Annotated in this window: 19 protein-coding genes; 15 read left to right on the top strand and 4 right to left on the bottom strand. The window is 60.3% G+C overall.

Annotated features, from left to right (window positions below; all coding sequences use genetic code 11):
• Window positions 1–273 precede the first annotated feature (273 nt).
• The 7 genes from ACW73L_RS15715 (at window position 274) to ACW73L_RS15685 (ending at window position 9,446) form a co-directional block, all read left to right on the top strand.
• The gene (locus ACW73L_RS15715; RefSeq protein ID WP_498923342.1) at window positions 274–1,215 is read left to right on the top strand and encodes a restriction endonuclease subunit S; all 942 of its coding nucleotides are present in this window, start codon (window positions 274–276) and stop codon (window positions 1,213–1,215) included.
• Window positions 1,216–1,256: 41 nt separating this feature from the next.
• Window positions 1,257–1,607, top strand: coding sequence for a nucleotidyltransferase family protein (locus ACW73L_RS15710; RefSeq protein WP_498923341.1), 351 nt, complete (start codon window positions 1,257–1,259; stop codon window positions 1,605–1,607).
• On the top strand, window positions 1,604–1,834 hold the full coding sequence (locus ACW73L_RS15705; RefSeq protein ID WP_498923339.1) for a HEPN domain-containing protein: 231 nt from the start codon (window positions 1,604–1,606) through the stop codon (window positions 1,832–1,834). Before ACW73L_RS15710 ends, ACW73L_RS15705 begins: the two co-directional genes overlap by 4 nt.
• Before the next feature lie 28 nt (window positions 1,835–1,862).
• Entirely contained in the window at window positions 1,863–3,821 is a 1,959-nt protein-coding gene (locus tag ACW73L_RS15700; protein ID WP_498923338.1) for a GmrSD restriction endonuclease domain-containing protein, read from the top strand.
• Window positions 3,822–4,345: 524 nt separating this feature from the next.
• The gene (locus tag ACW73L_RS15695) at window positions 4,346–5,506 is read left to right on the top strand and encodes a Fic family protein (protein WP_498923336.1); all 1,161 of its coding nucleotides are present in this window, start codon (window positions 4,346–4,348) and stop codon (window positions 5,504–5,506) included.
• Window positions 5,507–5,566: 60 nt separating this feature from the next.
• On the top strand, window positions 5,567–8,728 hold the full coding sequence (locus tag ACW73L_RS15690) for a type I restriction endonuclease subunit R (protein WP_498923334.1): 3,162 nt from the start codon (window positions 5,567–5,569) through the stop codon (window positions 8,726–8,728).
• The gene (locus tag ACW73L_RS15685) at window positions 8,718–9,446 is read left to right on the top strand and encodes a M48 family metallopeptidase (RefSeq protein ID WP_498923332.1); all 729 of its coding nucleotides are present in this window, start codon (window positions 8,718–8,720) and stop codon (window positions 9,444–9,446) included. Before ACW73L_RS15690 ends, ACW73L_RS15685 begins: the two co-directional genes overlap by 11 nt.
• A 424-nt stretch (window positions 9,447–9,870) precedes the next feature.
• Here the strand turns inward: ACW73L_RS15685 and ACW73L_RS15680 are convergent, their stop codons facing one another.
• The 4 genes from ACW73L_RS15680 to nifH form a co-directional block, all read right to left on the bottom strand.
• Complete coding sequence (locus tag ACW73L_RS15680; RefSeq protein ID WP_129883080.1) at window positions 9,871–10,239, bottom strand: 2Fe-2S iron-sulfur cluster-binding protein; 369 nt, start codon at window positions 10,237–10,239, stop codon at window positions 9,871–9,873.
• Window positions 10,240–10,333: 94 nt separating this feature from the next.
• Window positions 10,334–11,893, bottom strand: coding sequence for a nitrogenase molybdenum-iron protein subunit beta (nifK, locus tag ACW73L_RS15675; RefSeq protein WP_498923330.1), 1,560 nt, complete (start codon window positions 11,891–11,893; stop codon window positions 10,334–10,336).
• A 114-nt stretch (window positions 11,894–12,007) separates the two neighbouring features.
• Window positions 12,008–13,465, bottom strand: a complete 1,458-nt coding sequence (gene nifD, locus ACW73L_RS15670; RefSeq protein WP_498923329.1) for a nitrogenase molybdenum-iron protein alpha chain — start codon at window positions 13,463–13,465, stop codon at window positions 12,008–12,010.
• Between the two features lie 103 nt (window positions 13,466–13,568).
• Window positions 13,569–14,450 carry a nitrogenase iron protein gene (gene nifH / locus ACW73L_RS15665; protein ID WP_139557892.1) on the bottom strand — a complete coding sequence of 294 codons (882 nt, stop codon included), beginning with the start codon at window positions 14,448–14,450 and terminating at the stop codon, window positions 13,569–13,571.
• An 814-nt stretch (window positions 14,451–15,264) separates the two neighbouring features.
• On the opposite strand from nifH, the gene ACW73L_RS15660 reads away from it, so the two are divergent.
• From ACW73L_RS15660 to ACW73L_RS15625, 8 genes are all read left to right on the top strand, one after another.
• Window positions 15,265–15,690 carry a response regulator gene (locus ACW73L_RS15660; protein ID WP_498923350.1) on the top strand — a complete coding sequence of 142 codons (426 nt, stop codon included), beginning with the start codon at window positions 15,265–15,267 and terminating at the stop codon, window positions 15,688–15,690.
• A gap of 22 nt (window positions 15,691–15,712) precedes the next feature.
• Entirely contained in the window at window positions 15,713–16,144 is a 432-nt protein-coding gene (locus tag ACW73L_RS15655; RefSeq protein WP_498923327.1) for a group II truncated hemoglobin, read from the top strand.
• 13 nt (window positions 16,145–16,157) lie between these two features.
• Window positions 16,158–16,745: a hypothetical protein gene (locus ACW73L_RS15650; protein ID WP_498923326.1), complete on the top strand. Its 588-nt coding sequence runs from the start codon at window positions 16,158–16,160 to the stop codon at window positions 16,743–16,745.
• 68 nt (window positions 16,746–16,813) lie between these two features.
• Complete coding sequence (locus ACW73L_RS15645; protein WP_498923324.1) at window positions 16,814–17,131, top strand: DUF6156 family protein; 318 nt, start codon at window positions 16,814–16,816, stop codon at window positions 17,129–17,131.
• A gap of 67 nt (window positions 17,132–17,198) precedes the next feature.
• Complete coding sequence (locus tag ACW73L_RS15640; protein ID WP_498923323.1) at window positions 17,199–18,491, top strand: FprA family A-type flavoprotein; 1,293 nt, start codon at window positions 17,199–17,201, stop codon at window positions 18,489–18,491.
• Window positions 18,492–18,506: 15 nt separating this feature from the next.
• Window positions 18,507–18,794, top strand: a complete 288-nt coding sequence (locus ACW73L_RS15635; protein WP_129883071.1) for a 2Fe-2S iron-sulfur cluster-binding protein — start codon at window positions 18,507–18,509, stop codon at window positions 18,792–18,794.
• A gap of 58 nt (window positions 18,795–18,852) precedes the next feature.
• Entirely contained in the window at window positions 18,853–19,128 is a 276-nt protein-coding gene (locus tag ACW73L_RS15630) for a hypothetical protein (RefSeq protein ID WP_498923321.1), read from the top strand.
• Between the two features lie 19 nt (window positions 19,129–19,147).
• The gene (locus ACW73L_RS15625) at window positions 19,148–19,564 is read left to right on the top strand and encodes an ArsC/Spx/MgsR family protein (protein WP_498923320.1); all 417 of its coding nucleotides are present in this window, start codon (window positions 19,148–19,150) and stop codon (window positions 19,562–19,564) included.
• The last annotated feature ends 3 nt before the right edge of the window (window positions 19,565–19,567 follow it).

The raw sequence follows: 19,567 nt of genomic DNA, 5'->3' as shown, positions 1-19,567 counted from the left end.
GGTCTTCTTGCTTGGCATAAAGGCTCCTCGTCTGCAACGACAGAGTAAACCTCACACACAAAAATTCTGACAGGCTCCTCTGGTATTGCGGATCTTCAAGTTGGATTCCCTTTCCCGTCCAGTTGGTTCAGTGACGGCGAAGGTATTCCGCTGCTTCGGGGTGAAAACGTCGGCTATGGTAGCGCAGATTGGTCCGATACTAAATCTTTGCCGCCTGCTGACGCCCAAAACTTTGCTGTCTACTTGCTCCGCCCCGGGGACATTGTCATTGGAATGGACAGAACCTTCACAAAGTCTGGAAGCAAAATTAGTCAGCTTCACGACGCAGACTGCCCAGCGCTTCTCGTGCAGCGGGTCGGAAGATTTATTCCGCGGGCTTGCGAGAATGGATTTCTATGGGCCGTTCTATCGTCCGCGCGCTTTCAGCGGTCATTACTGGTTCAGCAAAAGGGAATGGACATTCCCCATCTGTCACGCTCTGAGATTCTCGGACCAGAACTCGCTGTGCCGACAACTCGCCCCGAACAACAAGCCATCGCCACCGCCCTCTCCGACGTTGACGCCCTGATCGCTAAACTCGACCAACTCATCGCCAAGAAGCGCGACCTCAAACAGGCCGCGATGCAGGAACTGCTGACCGGTCGGCGGCGACTGCCGGGGTTTAGTGGGGAGTGGGAAACGAAGCGTCTCGGTGATGTCGCCGAAATAATCATGGGGCAGTCCCCGAGTTCTTCAAACTACAATACGACGGGCGAAGGGCTTCCCCTGATTCAGGGTAATGCAGATATTGATGACCGGAAGACAATCAGACGAATTTTCACTACCCAGATTACAAAGCGAGGCACCGAAGGAGACATTCTCATGTCTGTGAGGGCCCCAGTCGGCGAAGTTTCTCGTGCTGTCTTTGACGTGTGCCTTGGGCGAGGAGTCTGCGCCATCCGTTACGACAACGATTTCCTGTATCACTTTCTGATCTGTCTTGAGCCAGTTTGGGTGAAGCACTCAAAAGGGTCGACCTTTGACTCTGTGAACTCAGCAGACATAAAGGCCATGGAAATAAACGTGCCCAAACCCGAGGAACAAACCGCTATCGCCACCGTCCTGTCCGACATGGACGCCGAGATCACGGCCCTCGAAGCCCGGCGCGACAAGACGAGATTGCTGAAACAGGGCATGATGCAGGAACTGTTGACCGGGCGGATTCGACTGGTGTAGCCCGGCAAAACCAGACAGGCATTCTCCCTCACGAGAATCGGATGAACGCGAGCACTCACACGCTAGCACCGCATGTCGCTCAGGCCGCACGCCGTTTTACCGCAGCCCTTGCTCAGGAATTCGACGTAGCCGATGCGCTCGTCTTCGGCAGCCAGGCACGCGGCGAGAGCCGGCCGGACAGCGACGTCGATATTGCCGTACTGTTGCATGGAACCCCCGGTCGCCGGGTCGATGCTGCGCTGCGGATGGCCGCCATCGCATTCGATGTGCTGCTGGAGACCGGCGTCGTGATCGAGCCGCTGCCGCTGTGGGAAGACGAATGGATCCATCCCGAGCGGTTCGCGAACCCGGCTCTGCTTGAACGGATTCGGCGGGAAGGGATCGTGCTGTGACCCCGGAGCAGTACCTCTCAAAGGCGAACCGTGCGCTCGCCTCCGCCCGCTTGCTGTTGAGCGATGGCGATATCGAGGGAGCCTGCAATCGCGCCTATTACGCGATGTTTGACGCTGCTCAGGCGGCGCTCTTGGCTCATCTAACCGACGCCAACCCGCCCGAAACACCAACGCATCAGCATCGCTTGATACCGGAACGGCTGATTGGGAGAAACCGTCTGATTTGACCTTAACCGCATACTTCGGGGGAATCGTATGCAGATCTCGAACATTCTTTACCAGATCGACGATGGGCAGATGGCACTGCCCGAGTTCCAACGGGGCTACGTCTGGAACAGCGATCAGGTCCGCGGGCTATTCGAATCACTGTACCGGCGTCATCCGGTCGGCGGACTGCTGGTCTGGGCCACGGAGTCTCGGACCGCAAACCATCGCGGTGATGGCCCGCTTGCGGCGGGTGTGGTTAAACTCCTTTTGGACGGCCAGCAACGCATCACGTCGATCTATGGCGTGGTGCGCGGCCGAGCACCGCGATTCTTCGATGGTAACCCGAAGCCGTTTACGGGGCTTCGCTTTCACCTTGAAGACGAGAAGTTCGAGTTCTACCAGCCACTCAAGATGCAGGACGACCCCCTGTGGGTCGATGTGACAGCCCTGCTGCGCAATGGACATGCCGGGCTGGGTGACTTCGTCGGCAAATTGACTGTTCTGCCCCAGTACTCGGCCAAGATCGGAGACTATGTCGCTCGCCTGGGTCGGTTGCTCGGCATCCTGGAGATCAACTTCCACATCGACGAAATCAACGGCGCCGACAAGACGCTGGACGTCGTCGTCGATATCTTCAACCGGGTAAATAGCGGCGGGACCAAGCTCTCGAAGGGCGACCTCGCCCTGGCGAAGATCTGCGCCGATTGGCCGGAAGCCAGGGTCGTCATGAAGACCAAGCTGGCGGAATGGACTCAGGCCGGCTACCACTTCAATCTCGACTGGCTGTTGCGCTCGGTCAATACAGTCCTGACCGGCGAAGCGAAGTTCCAGCATCTGCACGATCGATCCGCCGAGGAGGTGCAGGACGGGCTGAAGCGCGCGACGAAGCATATCGACAGCAGCCTTAACCTGATCAATGGACGTCTCGGGCTCGACCACGATCAAGTCTTTTTCGGGCGCTTCGGCGTCCCCGTCATGGTGCGTTACCTCGACCAGCGCAGCGGCCCGCTGAGCGCAAGCGAAGGGGACAAGCTGCTGTTCTGGTTCATGCAATCCGGCATGTGGGGCCGCTTCTCCGGTTCGACCGAAAGCTACATCGACCAGGACCTCGCAGCCCTTGAGGGCCCCGATGGAGGCATCGACCGGTTATTGGAACAACTCAGGCTGTGGCACGGCGGCCTCCGAGTCGAGCCCGGGCATTTCGCGGGATGGAGTCTCGGCGCCCGATTCTATCCGGTCCTTTACTGGCTCACGCGGAAGGGAAGGAGCAAGGATTTGGGCAATGGCTACTACGAACTGAGCAGCCACTTGCTCGGCAATCTGAATCGACTCGAGGTTCATCACATCTTCCCGAAAGCGCAGCTATACAAAGCCGGGTATGCGCGGCCCGAGGTCAATGCATTGGCCAACTTCTGCTTTCTGACCAAGCAGGCCAATCTCGAGATCAGCGACCGCCTGCCACAGGACTACTTCGTCGAGGCCGAGAAGAATGCACCGGGTTCCCTGGCCTCCCAGTGGATACCGGATGATCCGGCCCTGTGGCGCATTAACCGGTATCGCGACTTCCTCGAGGTCCGCAAGGAACTATTGGCGGCCGAAGCGAACCAGCGACTGGAGGAATTGCTGCATGGCGACTCGCGCTGGTTACAGCGCACGACATCCGCGATGGCCCCCACTCCTGCCATCCCAGTCGGCGGAATCACGAGCGAAGCGGAAGAAGAGGCCTTGGAAGCACTCAATACCTGGGTGGAGGCACAGGGTTTGCCACGCGGCATTCTCGCCTACGATTTCGCCGATCCGACGACCGGCGAGCAAAAGGCGATTTTTGACCTCGTGTGGCCGACCGGGATTCAGGAGGAGCTGAGCCAGCCAGTGGCGGTACTTTTGAACGAGCCGAGCGAGATCTTGTCACTCGCCAGCCAGGCGGGTTTTCGTTGTTTCACCGCCGTCGGCGACTTCAAGCGGTATGTCGAGGCCGAAATCCTGGCGGTCGGAATGGTGGCGTGACCGCGACACGCGTTACCAGTAGCCGGGTGACGATGGGTTGGACTTGTTCGAACTGGGGGTTACGCAACAGAGAAGGGTGCACAGTCCACCGCCAGGTCCGAACATTTGGCAGGCAAGGTCCGAACATTTGGCAGGCAAGCTCCGAACATTTGGGGCCTTACTCCGAACATTTGCGGGCTAGCTCCGAACATTTAGGCTCCGAACACGAGGCCCATTTGTTGCAGCTTGCATCACCCGACTGCGACGGAACCGAACGGCTGACGCAGGGCTTGATGCAGGAACTGTTGACTGGGCGGGTGCGATGACACCGGACAAGCTGCAGATCGCCGTACAACTCAGTAAGGAGTAAGAATATCGCCCCCAGTTCCACGCGGGGCGATCGTCAGCCATTTGACACACTTACGCTACCGTGTAATTTATAGAAGATAAAGCAAACTTACGAAGCGTAAAAACTTGTTTTAAAAAAAACTCACACAATTTCATTACAGATCACGCTACCCCCATTTTCGAGAAATCTCGCACCGATGCCCGCATTCCGGCACTTTGCCCTTGAGCTATTGAACCCCGCCTTCGACTCCCCGTTGGTGGATGTGTTGCATGAACTGGAACACCTGAGGCGTCTGCGGCTGGAGGGCAGCACACCGGCACCGGTCTTCTTTCAGCTCAAAGCCGTCTTTCATATGCTAGAGAGCTTGGGATCGGCTCGGATCGAGGGCAATCACACCACCTTGGCCGACTACGTCGAGAGCACCGTCGAAGGGAACACCGCAGGCAACGAACAACTTCGCGAGATTTCCAAAATCGAAGCGGCGATGGATTACACCGAGGAGGTGGTGCAGCACGGTTCAGCCGTAACAGAACACCTCATCCGGGAACTGCACTCGATCACGGTTCGCGACCTACAACGAGAGGGTGACGCGTCACCCGGCGCGTACCGTCGCGGAACCGTCCGCATCGCGCAGTCGGAACACCTGCCGCCGGAAGCGATTCAAGTGCCGGGCTACATGCAAGAGTTGGTGGCATTCATCAATCGCGCCGATCCGCGAAAATACGACTTGATCAAGGTTGCCCTCGCTCATCATCGCTTCGGCTGGATACACCCCTTCGGCAACGGCAATGGACGGGTCGTTCGGCTGCTCACCTATGCGCTGCTGATCAAATATGGATTCAATGTCACGGCCGGGGGGCGCGTTCTGAATCCGACGGCTGTGTTCTGCAGCGACCGTGAGCGGTACTACACGATGCTCGGCCACGCGGACAAGGGAACGCCCCAGAGTCTCGAGGAATGGTGTCTCTATCTGCTGCAAGGCGTACTCACAGAACTCCAGAAGGTTGACCAACTAACCGACTACCAATTCCTCACGTCCAGAATCCTCGTTCCTACCCTGGCCTACTCCCGCGCGCGGGGGCTAATCAATGGTCAGGAGGAAGCGATTCTTCTGGCAGCCGCCAAGGCAGGGATCGCGAAGGCACGCGACCTTGAGGATGCAATGCCCGGTCTGAATGCCGCACAACGGACCTACCAGATCCGGAAGCTGGTGGAACGGCGCATGTTGCACCCGATCGCTCACAACGCCCGCCAATACACGATCGGTTTCTCCAACACGTACCTGTTGCGAGGCGCAATTCATGCGTTGTCGCGGGAAGGATTCATCTGTGCGCCGCTGGAGCGACCCGATGCCTGACACTGCATCGAGCCAGCACGTGTACTCGCGGGTTCCTCATCAACGGAGTGGAGTCAAACCATGGGACTGACCCCGGTCGGAGAAATCGAGAAACGCACCCAGGCCCGCATCATCGCCTTGTTCCGGCAGCGGCTGGGTTACGACTATCTCGGCAACTGGACCGACCGGCCCGACAACCGCAACATCGAGCCGGAGCTGCTCACCTCGTGGCTCGAGCAACGCGGTATCGGTGAACTGCTGATCAGCCGCGCGCTGCACGAATTCACCAAGACTGCCTCCGACAGCAGCAAGCACCTGTACGACCGGAACCAGGCGGTCTACGGACTGCTGCGCTACGGCGTCAAAGTACTTCCCGCCGCTGGGGAAAACCACGTCACCGTCTGGCTGATCGACTGGCAGCATCCGGAACGCAACCACTTCGCGATCGTCGAAGAAGTCACAGTCAAGGGTGCAGACACCAAGGCCAGCACCAAGCGCCCCGACCTCGTGCTGTACGTCAACGGCATCGCGCTGGGCATCCTGGAGCTGAAGCGCTCCACGGTTTCGCTTGCCGAAGGCATCCGCCAGAACCTGGACAACCAGAAAAAGGAATTCATCCAGCCGTTCTTCTCGACCGTGCAGTGGCTGATGGCGGGGAACGACAGCGAGGGGCTGCGCTACGGGGCGATCGAGACGCCCGAGAAGTATTACCTGCGCTGGGTCGAGGACACAGGATTCTACGCTGCGGAACCGAATCGGCTGGATCGGGAAGTGCTGCAGCTCTGCCAGAAGCAGCGCTTCCTCGAATTGATCCACGACTTCACCGTGTTCGATGCCGGCACCAAGAAGCTGTGCAGGCAAAACCAGTACTTCGGCGTCAAGGCGGCACAGGACTTCATCCGGCGGCGCGAGGGCGGCATCCTCTGGCACACGCAGGGCAGCGGCAAGTCGTTGACGATGGTCTGGCTGGCCAAATGGATTCTGGGAACCATTCCAGGCGCTCGCGTCCTGATCATCACCGACCGGACCGAATTGGATGAGCAGATCGAGAAGGTCTTCAAGGGCGTCGATGAAGCCATCTATCGGACGACGAGCGGCGCAGACCTGATCGCTGTGCTGAATGCCAGCACGGAGTCGCTGATCTGCTCGCTGATCCACAAGTTCGGCGGAAAGGGCGACAACGACCCGGAAGGCACAAAAGCCTTCATCGAGGCTATCAAGAGGCTGCCGCCCGGCTTCCAGGCCAAGGGCGATGTCTACGTGTTCGTCGACGAATGCCATCGCACACAGTCCGGCGATCTCCATCAAGCCATGAAGGGCATCCTGCCGAATGCCGTGTTCCTCGGCTTCACCGGCACGCCGCTGTTGAAGTCGGACAAGGCGCGCAGCATCGAGGTGTTCGGACGGTACATCCATACCTACAAATTCGATCAGGCGGTGCGCGAGGGCGTGGTGCTGGATCTCCGCTACGAAGCGCGGGACATCGACCAGGCGCTGACGAGCCAGGACAAAATCGACCAATGGTTCGAGGCCAAGACCAAAGGCTTGAACGACCTGGCCAAGGCCCAGCTCAAGCAGAAATGGGGTACTTTGCAACGCGTCCTGTCCAGCAAGGGCCGCTTGCAGAAGATCGTCAACGACATCGTGTTCGACATGAACATCCGCCCTCGGCTGATGAGCGGGCACGGCAACGCGATGCTCGTAACCGGCAGCATCTACGAGGCCTGCAAGGTCTATGAATTGTTCGAAGCCACCGAGCTGAAAACGCGCTGCGCGATCGTGACCAGCTACGCGCCATCAGTCGCCGATGCCAAGGGTGAGGCCACGGGCGAGGGCGAAACCGATAGCCTGTTCAAGTACCAGGTCTACACGCAGATGCTGGCGGACTGGTTCGGCGAACCCCCGGAGTCAGCGGTCAAGAAGGCCGAGACCTTCGAAAAGGAGGTCAAGAAGGCGTTCATCGACCAGCCAGGGCAGATGAAGCTTCTGATCGTCGTCGACAAGCTGCTGACCGGCTTCGATGCACCGTCCGCAACGTACCTCTACATCGACAAGGAAATGCGCGATCACGGCCTGTTTCAGGCCATATGCCGGGTCAACCGGCTGGACGGGGAGAGCAAGGATTACGGCTACATCGTCGACTACAAGGACTTGTTCAAGAGCCTGGAGGGCGCCGTCCACGATTACACCAGCGGTGCCTTTGACGGCTACGACAAAAGTGATGTCGCTGGCCTACTGACAAACCGACTTGAGCAGGCGCGGGAAGATCTGGACGAGGCGCGCGAGCGCATCAAGGCGCTGTGCGAGCCGGTCTCGGCACCCAGAGCGCTTGAGGACTACTTCCACTACTTCTGCGCCGCGGACTCGGGCAACGCCGAGCAGCTCAAGGAGAACGAACCGAAACGGGTCAAGCTCTACCAGCACACCGCGGCGCTGCTGCGCGCCTATGCGGCTATCGCCAACGAACTGGCCGATGCCGGCTACACAGCTGAGCCGATCGCAGCGATCAAGGCCGAAGTCGATCACTACACGCAGGTCCGCGATGCGGTGCGCCTTAACAGCGGCGATTACATCGACTTGAAGGCCTACGAGCCGGCCATGCGGCACCTGATCGACACCTACATCCGAGCCGAGGACAGCGAGAAGATCTCAGCCTTCGATGACTTGAGCCTGATCCAGTTGATCGTCGAGCGCGGCGCCGCGGCGATCAATACGCTACCCAAGAACATTAAGAAGAAGGAGGAGACCGTCGCCGAGACGATCGAGAACAACGTCCGCAAGCTGATCATCAACGAATCACCGATCGACCCGGCGTATTACGACAAGCTGTCGAAGCTGCTCGATGCGCTGATCGAGCAACGCCGGAAGGGCATGCTGAGCTACAAGGAACATCTGGAAAAGGTCGTGGACCTGACCCGCGCGGCGGCACAACGCGGCAGCGGAAACGGTGGACATCCGGCGAGCCTCAGGACCCCGGCACAACGAACGCTGTACAACAATCTGGGCGAAGACGAGCCGCTGGCTCTGGCCGTCGATGCCGCGATCATGGGGAGCTTGCAGCAAGGCTGGAAAACGCATCCGATCAAGACCAAAAAGGTCCGGAACGCGATCAGGGCGGCGCTTCAGTCGGCGCACCGAGCACGCGTCGGCATGGGCATCCACGACGACCCGAACGACAGCTATCCACTCGAGGCCGAGATCGAGCGCCTCCTGAATCTTGCGCTGCACCAGGATGACTACTGAACCGCATCGCATCACGGTCGCCGGAATCACCGTCGAGGTCGTGCGCAAAGACATCAAGAACCTGCACTTGGGCGTCTATCCACCCCATGGGCGGGTGCGGGTCGCCGCGCCGCTGCTGGTAAGCGACGATGCCGTGCGGCTCGCGGTCGTCGACAAGCTCGCGTGGATACGCCGACAGAGAGAGAAGTTCGAAGAACAGCCGCGACAGTCGCAGCGGGAGATGGTCAACGGCGAGAGCCATTACTTTCTCGGCCAGCGCTATCGGCTACGCGTCCGGGAACGCGAAGGCGCGCCACGTGTAGCAATCCAGGGACTCGATACCCTCGAGCTGTGCGTTCGCCCCGGCAGCACCCGCGACCAGCGGGAAGCCGCGCTGCAGCACTGGTATCGGCAGTCGCTCAAAGTCCGCGTGCCACCTCTGCTCGCGCGCTGGCAAGCAACGCTGGGCGTCCAGGCCAGCCACTGGGGTATTAAGCGGATGAAGACGAAATGGGGCTCGTGCAACCCGGATACGCAGCGGATCTGGCTGAATCTCGAACTGGCCAAGAAGCCCGAGGGCTGCATCGAGTACATCGTCGTGCACGAGCTGATGCACCTGCTCGAACGCCATCATAACGATCGGTTCATCGCGCTGATGGATCGGCACCTGCCGACGTGGCGTCGCTATCAGCATGAACTCCGCCAACTGCCGCTGGGGCACGAAGAGTGGGCAGGATAGCGACGGAATCGCTTGCAAGCTTCGCGGCTTTCAATTTCCCGCAGGAACACAGGAATCCAGATGTCTCGTGCGCACGGCTTCCCCGCAACCCTCCCGGTGATCAGCCGGGGATTCTGCACCTTGCGAAGCAAAGAATAGAGAGATAAAGCGTGCGCCATGCGCGCGAAACGCCTCGGCAAGAATGGGGTCACGTCCCTGTGATTGTGCTTTCGGCATTTCACGCCGGAAAGACATGCTTCAGAATCCTGTGCTGACCTTCGTGCAATCTCCCTGCAAAGGCGCGCGGAGTCAGAAGGACGATGAATGACTGACGGTGATATGTAGCTCGACGGACGCTCGCGACGCTGCAGTACAACGAAAAATGCCGGCAGCCCTTCGGCCGCCGGCATCCTGGTCCGCTGACTTGGACCGGGTTCGACTTCGGCTAGACCACGCCCGGCTCGCCGCTGAACTTCACGAGGATGTCCTCGTGGCGAACGATGAACTGGCAGGCCAGGCGGAACGGCGGCGGGCGGTCGTTGACCACCGCGTCTTCGATCTGCGCCTTGGTCAGCTTGCCGGCCGCCAGCAGGGTCGCCCGTTCCTTCTCGGTCAGGGATTGGGCCATGAACGGCTTGTCGGACAGTTCCTGCACTTCGATGACGCAGGAGCCGCATTCGCCGTCCTCGCATTCGAACGGCAGCGGGATCTTATGCTGCTTCGCGACTTTCAGCAGCGTGTGGGTGTCCCCGGCGACCGCGTAGACCGTCAGGTCCTTCGGCATCAGGGGACTGGAAAAAGTGACGTTGCCCATTTTGGGTTCCTCGATGTTCGGGAGTGCACCGGAGCGTCCTGGGTCAGGGCGCTCCGGCTTGGACTATCCCGCTTTTACGGTGGGTGCGGTTGGTTTACCGGATGATGTCGAAGCTGTAGTCCGTCTTGGCCGGGACATTCGTGTTCGCATCGAAGGCGTCGAAGATGCGGTCGAGGATCCAGACCAGGACGTTCAGGCCGCCCTGATAGCCCCACACCGGGTAGCGGTGCTTGTGGTGGCGATCGAAGATCGGGAAGCCGATGCGGATCAGCGGGGTGCCGGTGTCACGCTCGAGGTACTTACCGTAGGTGTTGCCGATCAGGAAATCGACCGGATCGGTGAACAGCAGTGAGCGCATGTGCCACAAGTCCTTGCCCGCGTAGACCTTGCAGTTCTTGCCGAACGGCGAGGAGTCGAACAGTTCCTGCATCTTCTTTTCCCAGGCCTTGCCGCCGTTGGTCGCCAGGACATGGGTCGGCTCGGCGCCGAGCTCCAGCAGGAAAGCCGCCAGGCCGTAGCACAGATCCGGATCGCCGTAGATGGCGAATTTCTGGCCGTGGATGTGGGCCGTGGAGTCGGCGATGGCATCCACCAGGCGGCCACGTTCCTTCTCCAGTTCCGCAGGGATGGGCTTGCCCGTCAAACGGGAGATCTCCATCAGGAACTTGTCGGTACCGGCGACGCCGATCGGGTGATTCAGCGCAACCACTTCCTGGCCGTGCTCGGCGATGAACGGCAGGGTCTTCTCGGTGCAGTATTCCTGCATCGAGATCGTCGCCTTGGCATTCAGCGCATTGGCCGTCGCTTCCAGCGTGGTGCCGCCGTCATACATGCGGAACTCACCGTCCGTCGGGGTATCCCAGACATCGCTGTTGTCACCGAGGATGGTGTAATCGATGTCGAACAGATTGAAGATCCGCTTGACTTCACGCAGGTTGCCGACCGTGTAGCCATCGAAGCCGCCGATGAAGTTGATCGACTCATTCGGCGTGCGCTCCAGCGCCGGCGCGGTGCCGGCCTTGCCGTCCCAGAAGTGCTGGACGATGCCCTTCATGACGTTATCGTAACCGGTGATGTGGCTGCCCACGAACGCCGGGGTATGCGCAAACGGCACATCGAATTCGGCCGGAATGCTGCCCTTTTCCTTCGAGGTCTTGATGAAGGCGTTCAAGTCGTCGCCGATGACCTCTGCCATGCAGGTGGTCGAGACCGCGATCATCTTCGGCTTGTACATGTTGTACGAGTTGGCCAGACCGTCGACCATGTTGTTCAGACCACCGAACACGGCCGCGTCTTCGGTCATCGAGGACGACACGCACGAGGTCGGCTCCTTGAAGTGACGGCTGAAGTGCGAGCGGTAGTACGCGACGCAACCTTGCGATCCGTGCACGAACGGCAAGGTGCTTTCGAAGCCGACCGCGGCGAACACCGCGCCCAGAGGCTGGCAGGCCTTGGCGGGATTGACGACGAGGGCTTCGCGAGCGAAGTTCTTTTCCTTGTACTCTTCGGTCTTCACCCATTCGCGAACTTCCGCCACCTGCTCGTCCGGCGGCATGAACTCGAACTCCTTGCGCTTCTTCGCAAACAAGTCGACGTATTCCGGCTCGCGGAACAGATTGAAGTGATCGAGGACCTTTTCTGCATTCTGGCTCATGGTTAATCTCCGATGTAGGGTGGTGGGTTATCGTGCAAGGAACAGGCTCCCACCGAGGCAGTGGCTGGTGGGTTGCGGCTCAAGTCGCTAACCCACCCTACATTTGCTTTCCGATCAGGCAGCTGTCTTCCAGGGTGTCTTGGCCAAACCCCAGACCGGGTTGTTGATGGCCATGTCCATATCCCGGGCGAAGATGGCAAAGCCGTCATAGCCGTGATACGGGCCCGAGTAATCCCAGGAGTGCATCTGGCGGAAGGGCACGCCCATCTTCTGGAAGACGTACTTTTCCTTGATGCCGGAACCGACCAGATCGGGCTGGATCTTCTCGACGAACTTCTCGAATTCGAAGCCGGTCACGTCGTCGTAGATCAGCGTGCCGTCCTTGACGTAGTGAGTGGTCCGTTGGTAGTCGTCGTTGTGGCCGAACTCGTAGCCGGTGCCGACGATCTCCATGCCGAGATCCTCGTAGGCGCCGATCACGTGACGGGGACGCAGACCGCCCACGTACAACATGACTTTCTTGCCTTCGAGGCGCGGGCGGTACTTGTCGATCACGGCCTGCATCAGCGGCTGATACTTGGCAATGACCTCCTCGGCCTTCTCCTTGATGGTGTCGTCGAAGTAGCTGGCGATGGTGCGCAGCGACTCGGCGATCTTGGTCGGCCCGAAGAAGTTGTATTCGACCCACGGCACCCCGTACTTCTCTTCGAGGTGGCGCGAGATGTAGTTCATCGAACGGTAGCAGTGCAACACGTTCAGCTTCGCTTTCGGCGTGTTCTCGAGTTCCGCCAGCGAGCCGTCGCCTGACCATTGCGCGATCACGCGCAGGCCCATTTCTTCGAGCAGGATGCGTGAGGACCAGGCATCGCCGCCGATGTTGTAGTCGCCGATGATCGCGACGTCATACGGCGTGGTCTGGAATTCGGGGTGCTTGTCGCCCTTGTCGAAGATCCAGTCGCGCACCGCGTCGTTGGCGATGTGGTGACCCAGCGACTGCGAAACGCCGCGGAAGCCTTCGCAACGCACCGGCACGATGGTCTTGCCGGCGTATTCCTTCGACTTCTTCTTGGAGACGGCTTCGATGTCGTCGCCGATGAGGCCGATGGGGCATTCGGACTGAACCGTGATGCCGTGATTCAGCGGAAACAGATCCTCGATCTCGTCGATGATCTTTTCCAGCTTCTTGTCACCGCCGAAGACGATGTCCTTCTCCTGGAAGTCGGAGGTGAACTGCATCGTTACGAAGGTATCAACACCGGTGGTGCCGATGTAGTAGTTCCGGCGCGAGGCCCAGGAATACTGGCCGCAACCCACCGGGCCGTGGCTGATGTGGATCATGTCTTTGATCGGGCCCCAGACGACGCCCTTGGATCCGGCATACGCGCAACCACGGATGGTCATAACGCCCGGGATGGACTTGACGTTCGATTTGGTGCCGCAATCCGACTTGCCTTCCTCGTACTGGCCAAGATGCTTGGCGCGACGTTTTGCGGTCTTGTCGGGATAAACCTCGAGAACCTCTTTGATCAGTTCCCGGTTTCGTTCTTTAACTTGCTCAACGGTGAGGCTCATTTCACGCTCCTGTTTGGGTTTGGGAAGGAATGGCGCGGGATGCCGGCGGAGTCGGGCCTGAGGCGCGGCGTCGCAACGCCGGCCCCACGCCCCTCCCAGCCCCTTAGGCCGCCAGATCCGCCGCGGTCTTGCCGACCTGTGACTCGTCGATCGGCTTCATGATGCCGTGCTCCATCAGCAGATCTTCGAGCTCGTCCATCGTGATCGGCGTCGGGATCGTGCCGTTGCCCTTATTGGCGTGAATCTTCTGCGCCAACTGGCGGTACTCTTCGGCCTGCTTGCAGTCCGGCGCGTACTCGAGCACCGTCATGCGGCGGAGCTCGGCGTGCTGCACGATGTTGTCGCGCGGCACGAAGTGGATCAGCGTGGTGCCGAGCTTCTTGGCCAAGGATTCCGCCAGTTCGTATTCCTTGTCCGTCTGACGCTCGTTGCAGACCAACCCACCCAGGCGGACGCCGCCCGAATTGGCATACTTCAGGATGCCCTTGGAAATGTTGTTGGCCGCGTACATGGCCATCATTTCGCCGGACATCACGATGTAGATTTCCTGCGCCTTGTTCTCGCGGATCGGCATGGCGAATCCGCCGCAGACCACGTCGCCCAAAACGTCGTAAGAGACGTAGTCGACACCGTCATACGCACCTTCCTCTTCCAGGAAGTTGATGGAGGTGATGACACCGCGGCCGGCGCAACCGACGCCCGGCTCAGGACCACCGGACTCTACGCAACGGATGTCGCGATAGCCGACCTTCATGACGTCTTCGAGCTCCAGATCCTCGACGCTGCCGGCATCCGCCGCCAGGCTCAGGATGGTGTCCTGCGCCTTCGCGTGCAGAATGAGACGCGTGGAATCGGCCTTCGGGTCGCAACCGACGATGAGGATTTTCTGCCCCATTTCGGCCAGCGCTGCCAGAGTGTTCTGGGATGTGGTGGACTTGCCGATACCACCTTTGCCGTAGAAAGCGATTTGCCGTAAACCTGCCATGATTTTCTCCGGGAATGACTAAGGAAAAATACAGTCCGCTATTAGGCAGTATTCCGCCGCAAGATAACTTCCGGCCTAAGCACCAATGGGTCGCGCTTTCTATTTCTTCTTGTTGTCGCTACCGCTTTCGCGAATAGTGAATGCTGCTCGCTAATCCACAAAGCAATGGGCATGCCACGCATAGAAATATCTCTAAGTTACTGTTTATAAGCATCTAATTTTTAGTCTTTCGGGTCGTACAAACCGTCTCGTCAGTGTCATCAACCCAACAAAAACCTGAGCCTTTGTAAGGAACAAAACAAAGGCAGAGCACTGGAAAGACAGCCTAAAAACAATATTTACTCTTTTATTTACAGTGCCTTGCAATCTTCACGCGCGCGCGACTTCTTGGCTCCTTAATTGCTTAATAAGGATCAAGGGCGAGACTGGGCCGAACTAGGCGGAACGCCCGAGCAGTCCGGAAGCAGCCCGCAGCTCCCCATGGCCCCTCGATCTCGGAACGAGGATCACGGCGGGCGAGAGCGGCTCCCGGATACAAAGCCGGAGGCCTTATATAGAGGTAACCATTCACCCTGCTGCCCTGTTTTATTGGGGTAGTGGGAGCGGGCCGGAGGGCGAGACCGTCTGCGGGAGGGAACCCGCAGACTAGCCTCCAGGGACGGATTCACGGCGTGTCTCGGCCTCCCGGACCGCTCCCGCGAAGGGGGCGTGAACGGTTACATATAGAGTCATGTGCGCTCCCTTATATAAGGGGGGAACTTAGACGGGCCCGGTAACGGCCGCCTCATCAACCCAATGCAAGAGGGCATTGCTTATGCAGATCGGCGTGGATACCGAAAAGGCGCTGGACAACCGGCGTGTATTCGTCGTGCATGACGACGAAATCATCAGCGCAGCCTTGCAGTTCATGCTGCACGACGAAGTGGAAACACACGAATTGGGCAGCCTGGATGCGGCCTACGCCAAAGGGGCCGAGTGGAAACCCTCGGTATTGCTGCTCGGCGTCGGAATCGTCAAGGACAAGGGTGTCGATGTCCTGGACGAGGTCTGCACCCGTCTCGACGGCGTCAAGATCATCATCGTGGCCGACACCGCGGACGACCCGCTGGCCCGGGAATGTCTGAAGAAAGGCGCAAAATCGATCCTGGCCAAACCACTGACCATCGAAAACACGCGCCGCAAGGTGGACACGATGCTGGGTCGCCGCGTCGCGCTGGGTATCCCGGTCGTGACGATGTGAGCGGCCGACCGAGAGTCATCGCATGCCACCAAACCAACCGATCGCCCCGCGGCCCCTCGGCACGGCCGTCGCAGTGGCCGAGAACCCGCACTACCGCCTGCTCGGTGGAGAACCGGCCATACGCCGGCTCGTGGACCGGTTTTATCAACTGATGAGCGAACGCCCGCAGGCGCGTTCGATCCGCGACATGCACCCGCACGATCTGAGCCACTCCCGCGAACGCCTGTTCCTGTTTCTGTCGGGTTGGCTAGGCGGGCCCCCGCTGTATACCGAGCGCTTCGGCCCGCCTCGGCTGCGGCGGTCGCATCTGGGCTTCCCCATCGATGAGGCCGCCCGCGACGCCTGGATGGACTGTATGACCCAGGCGCTGGACGAGCAGGTGACCGATCCGGCGCTACTGCGCCAGCTCAAAGAGTCCTTTTTCAAAACGGCTGATTTTCTTCGCAACCAGTAACTCAAGGAGCGTTATGACCACTATCAACGAAACACCGCTGGGCACCCTCGACGCCGAAGGACGCCTGATGAGCCCCGTCTTCAAGGGTGCCACCGCCAAAGCCGGATATTTCGGTTTCCGGGGCGCGATTGCCCTCAAGTTTGCGCAGCAGTACAGTGACGAAGCCCGGCCGCCGGAAATCAAGCTCGACCAGGTCATGACCCTGGTGAAGGCCGGCGAACCGACCATACCGTTCCTGACAGGCGTCGCCCTGTCCCTGGAGCATCTCAAGTTGCTGTGCGAAGTGCTGGGCGACAAGCTGTCGCCCACGGGCAAGTACTTCTTCTTTGCCGGGAACCTGGACATCTCCAAGCGCTACCAGATCGCTTATGGCGGAGCAACGTTTTGGGTGCTGCCGCTCGAGGAGGCCACCGTCTACAACGAAATCCTGGAACTGTTCGGAATCGAGCGCAACGACCTGAAAAAGCTGGATACGGCCGGCAAGCTGGTCGCCGTGGCCGAGGCGGCCGCTGAGTTCAACGACAAGTTCCCGGAAATCAGCTTCGAGGAAGGCCTCAAGATCATGGGCCCCATCAAGGTACCGGAAAACCGCCCGGTATAGGCAGGCGCTGTGACCGGAACGGAGCGGAGCATCTGGCTCGGCCTCCGTTCCGCAAGCAGCCACCTGCTGTGACGACGACGATCATGACCGACGTGCTACAAGGCGAATGCCGACTTTTCCTGACCTACCGGGGCATCAGCCTGCCGCTGACGCTGCTGACCCCGCTGGAACCGGAACAGATCGCCAACCGCAACACCTACATCCGCGGTTACTTCGATGCGCAGGACCGCTTGATCGGCCTGCAGAAGATCGTCTATGGCGAGACGGAGCTCGAGCATCGGTATCGCTACGACGAGCGCGGCGTGCTGCGCAGCGCGGCCATCATCGACGCGGAAGGCGAGACGGCGGAACTGCTGTTCGACGCGAACGGCGAGCGCTGCGGATGACCGCCATGACGCGCCGGCGGCTGACCGAGCACTTCAACCACCGACGTTTTTCGGAGCTTGAACCCGCATGAGTCCGAAAGCCGTCGAACATGCCATCGCCGACCGGCGCCCGATCGAGATTTCCCCACGGGTGCACTGGATCGGCGCACTCGACCCGGACATCCGGACCTTCGACGTCATCCTGAAGACGGCCAACGGCACGAGTTACAACGCGTACGTCGTGCGCGGCAGCGAGGGCGTCGCCATCGTCGATACCGTCAAGGAAGAATTCGCCGACGACTTCTTTGCCAGGCTCGAAGCCGTCGCGACCTACGACGAGATACGGGCTATCGTGATCAATCATCTCGAACCCGACCATACCGGCGCGCTGCCGGAACTGATGCAACGAGCGCCGCAGGCGCGACTCTACATTTCCTTCCAGGCGCAGCTGATGCTGAAAGCACTGCTGAAGCGGGAAAACCTCGAGTTCACACCGGTCGACACGGGTGACCGCGTCGACCTGGGCGACCGCAGCCTCGAATTCCTGCACACGCCCTATCTGCACTGGCCCGACACCCAGTGCACTTACCTCCGCGAGGAAGAAATCCTCTTCTCGGGCGATGTGTTCGGCTGCCACTTCTGCGATCCGCGGCTGTTCAACGACACCTGCGGCGATTTCCGCTTTTCGTTCGAGTACTACTACGCCCACATCATGCGGCCGTTCCGCGAGTATGTGCTGCGTGCACTGGCGCTGATCGAACCGCTGCCGCTACAAGTCATCGCGCCGGCGCACGGACCCATCCTCCGTGACCGGCCGACGGCCTACGTCGGGCGTTATCGCGAACTGGCCGCGCCACGCCTGAAGCGGGAAATCTTCCCCGGCGAAAAGACCCTGCTGATCTTCTACATCAGTTCCTACGGGAACACGGCGCGCATGGCCGAAGCGATCTATGCCGCAGCCCAGGAAATTGCGGGCGTCCGGGCCTCGCTGTACGACCTGACCGGCGGCGAGACGAACTCCTTCGCCGACCTGCTCGAGGAGGCGGACGGGCTGGTGCTCGGCTCGCCGACCATCAATGGCGATGCGGTCAAGCCCATCTGGGATCTGCTGTCGTCACTGACCGTGATCGACATGAAGGGCAAGCTCGGCGCGGCCTTCGGCTCCTTCGGCTGGAGCGGCGAGGCGGTGCGGATGATCGAGGACCGGCTACGCGGCCTGAAACTCCGCGTGCCCCTGCAAGGCGTGCGCGTCAAGCTGATCCCGACGCCCGAAGAGATCGAGGAGTGCCGGCAGTTCGGCCGCTCCCTCGGCGAGGAACTGATGGGCCGGCGGGCGAACCGGGTCATCGACATGAGCGAACTGTTGTCCTCCAACTCCTGACACAGAGAGACCATCATGGCCAAAGCCACCGTTACCTTTGCCGACATCGGCGTCACCGTGACCGTGCCGGCCGGCACCCGCATCATCGAGATCTCCGAAAAGGTCGGGGCCGGTATCACCTACGGCTGCCGGGAGGGCGACTGCGGCACCTGCATCATGAAGGTCGTCGAGGGCTGGGACAATCTGACCGAACCCTCGGTGCTGGAGGGCAAGGTGCTGCGCGACAACTACGCCGGCAAGCATCATCGCCTGGCCTGTCAGGCGCAGGTCCTGGGCGGCGACATTGCCGTGAAGCCCGCGTGATGCAGGCGCGCGACTGAACTGAACACCGCTTTTCCCCTCAACCATCCGGAGCACATCCATGCGCTACGAAGAACTGAAAGGCAACCTGACACTCTGCAGCGGCACCCGCAAGGGCAGCGCCGACACCTGCCGCGGCACGCTGCATCGTTGCGGCAACTGTGGCACCGAAGGCTGCAAGCAGTCCCACGCTGATAGCTGCTCCAACCAGGCTTTCAACGTGCTGGGACATTGTCTGAAATGCCAGGCCACGAACCGGATGGAGACGCTTGCGCCGGGGGACTTCACGCCGCAACAGGCCTGGCTGGCCGGCACCGATTCATCGTCCACGCATTAGCGCTGCGATCGCCTCCCCCATGTCCACGATCCTGTTCTACGAGAAACCCGGCTGCGCGAACAATCAGCGGCAGAAGGCTCTGCTGTCGGCTGCCGGGCATCAGCTGGAGGTCCGCAATCTGCTGGAAACTCGCTGGCAGCCCGACGAATTGCGCGCCTTTTTCGGCGAGCGGCCGGTCAGCGAGTGGTTCAATCGCGCGGCGCCCCGGGTCAAATCGGGTGAAATCGTTCCGGAAGCGCTCGATGCGACGACCGCATTGACCCTGATGCTGCAGGATCCGCTGCTGATCCGCCGACCGCTGATGCAGTCGGGCGAGCGCCGGGAAGCCGGCTTCGACCCGGCCCGCATCGCAGACTGGCTGGGCGCACCCGAGGATCCGGCCAAAGGCGCGGACCTCGAACGGTGTCGCCGCATGGACCCTTGTCCTTCACCCTAGGCC

It is taken from the genome of Methylolobus aquaticus (assembly GCF_054172105.1).
This window is presented reverse-complemented; position numbering and strand designations above follow the sequence as displayed.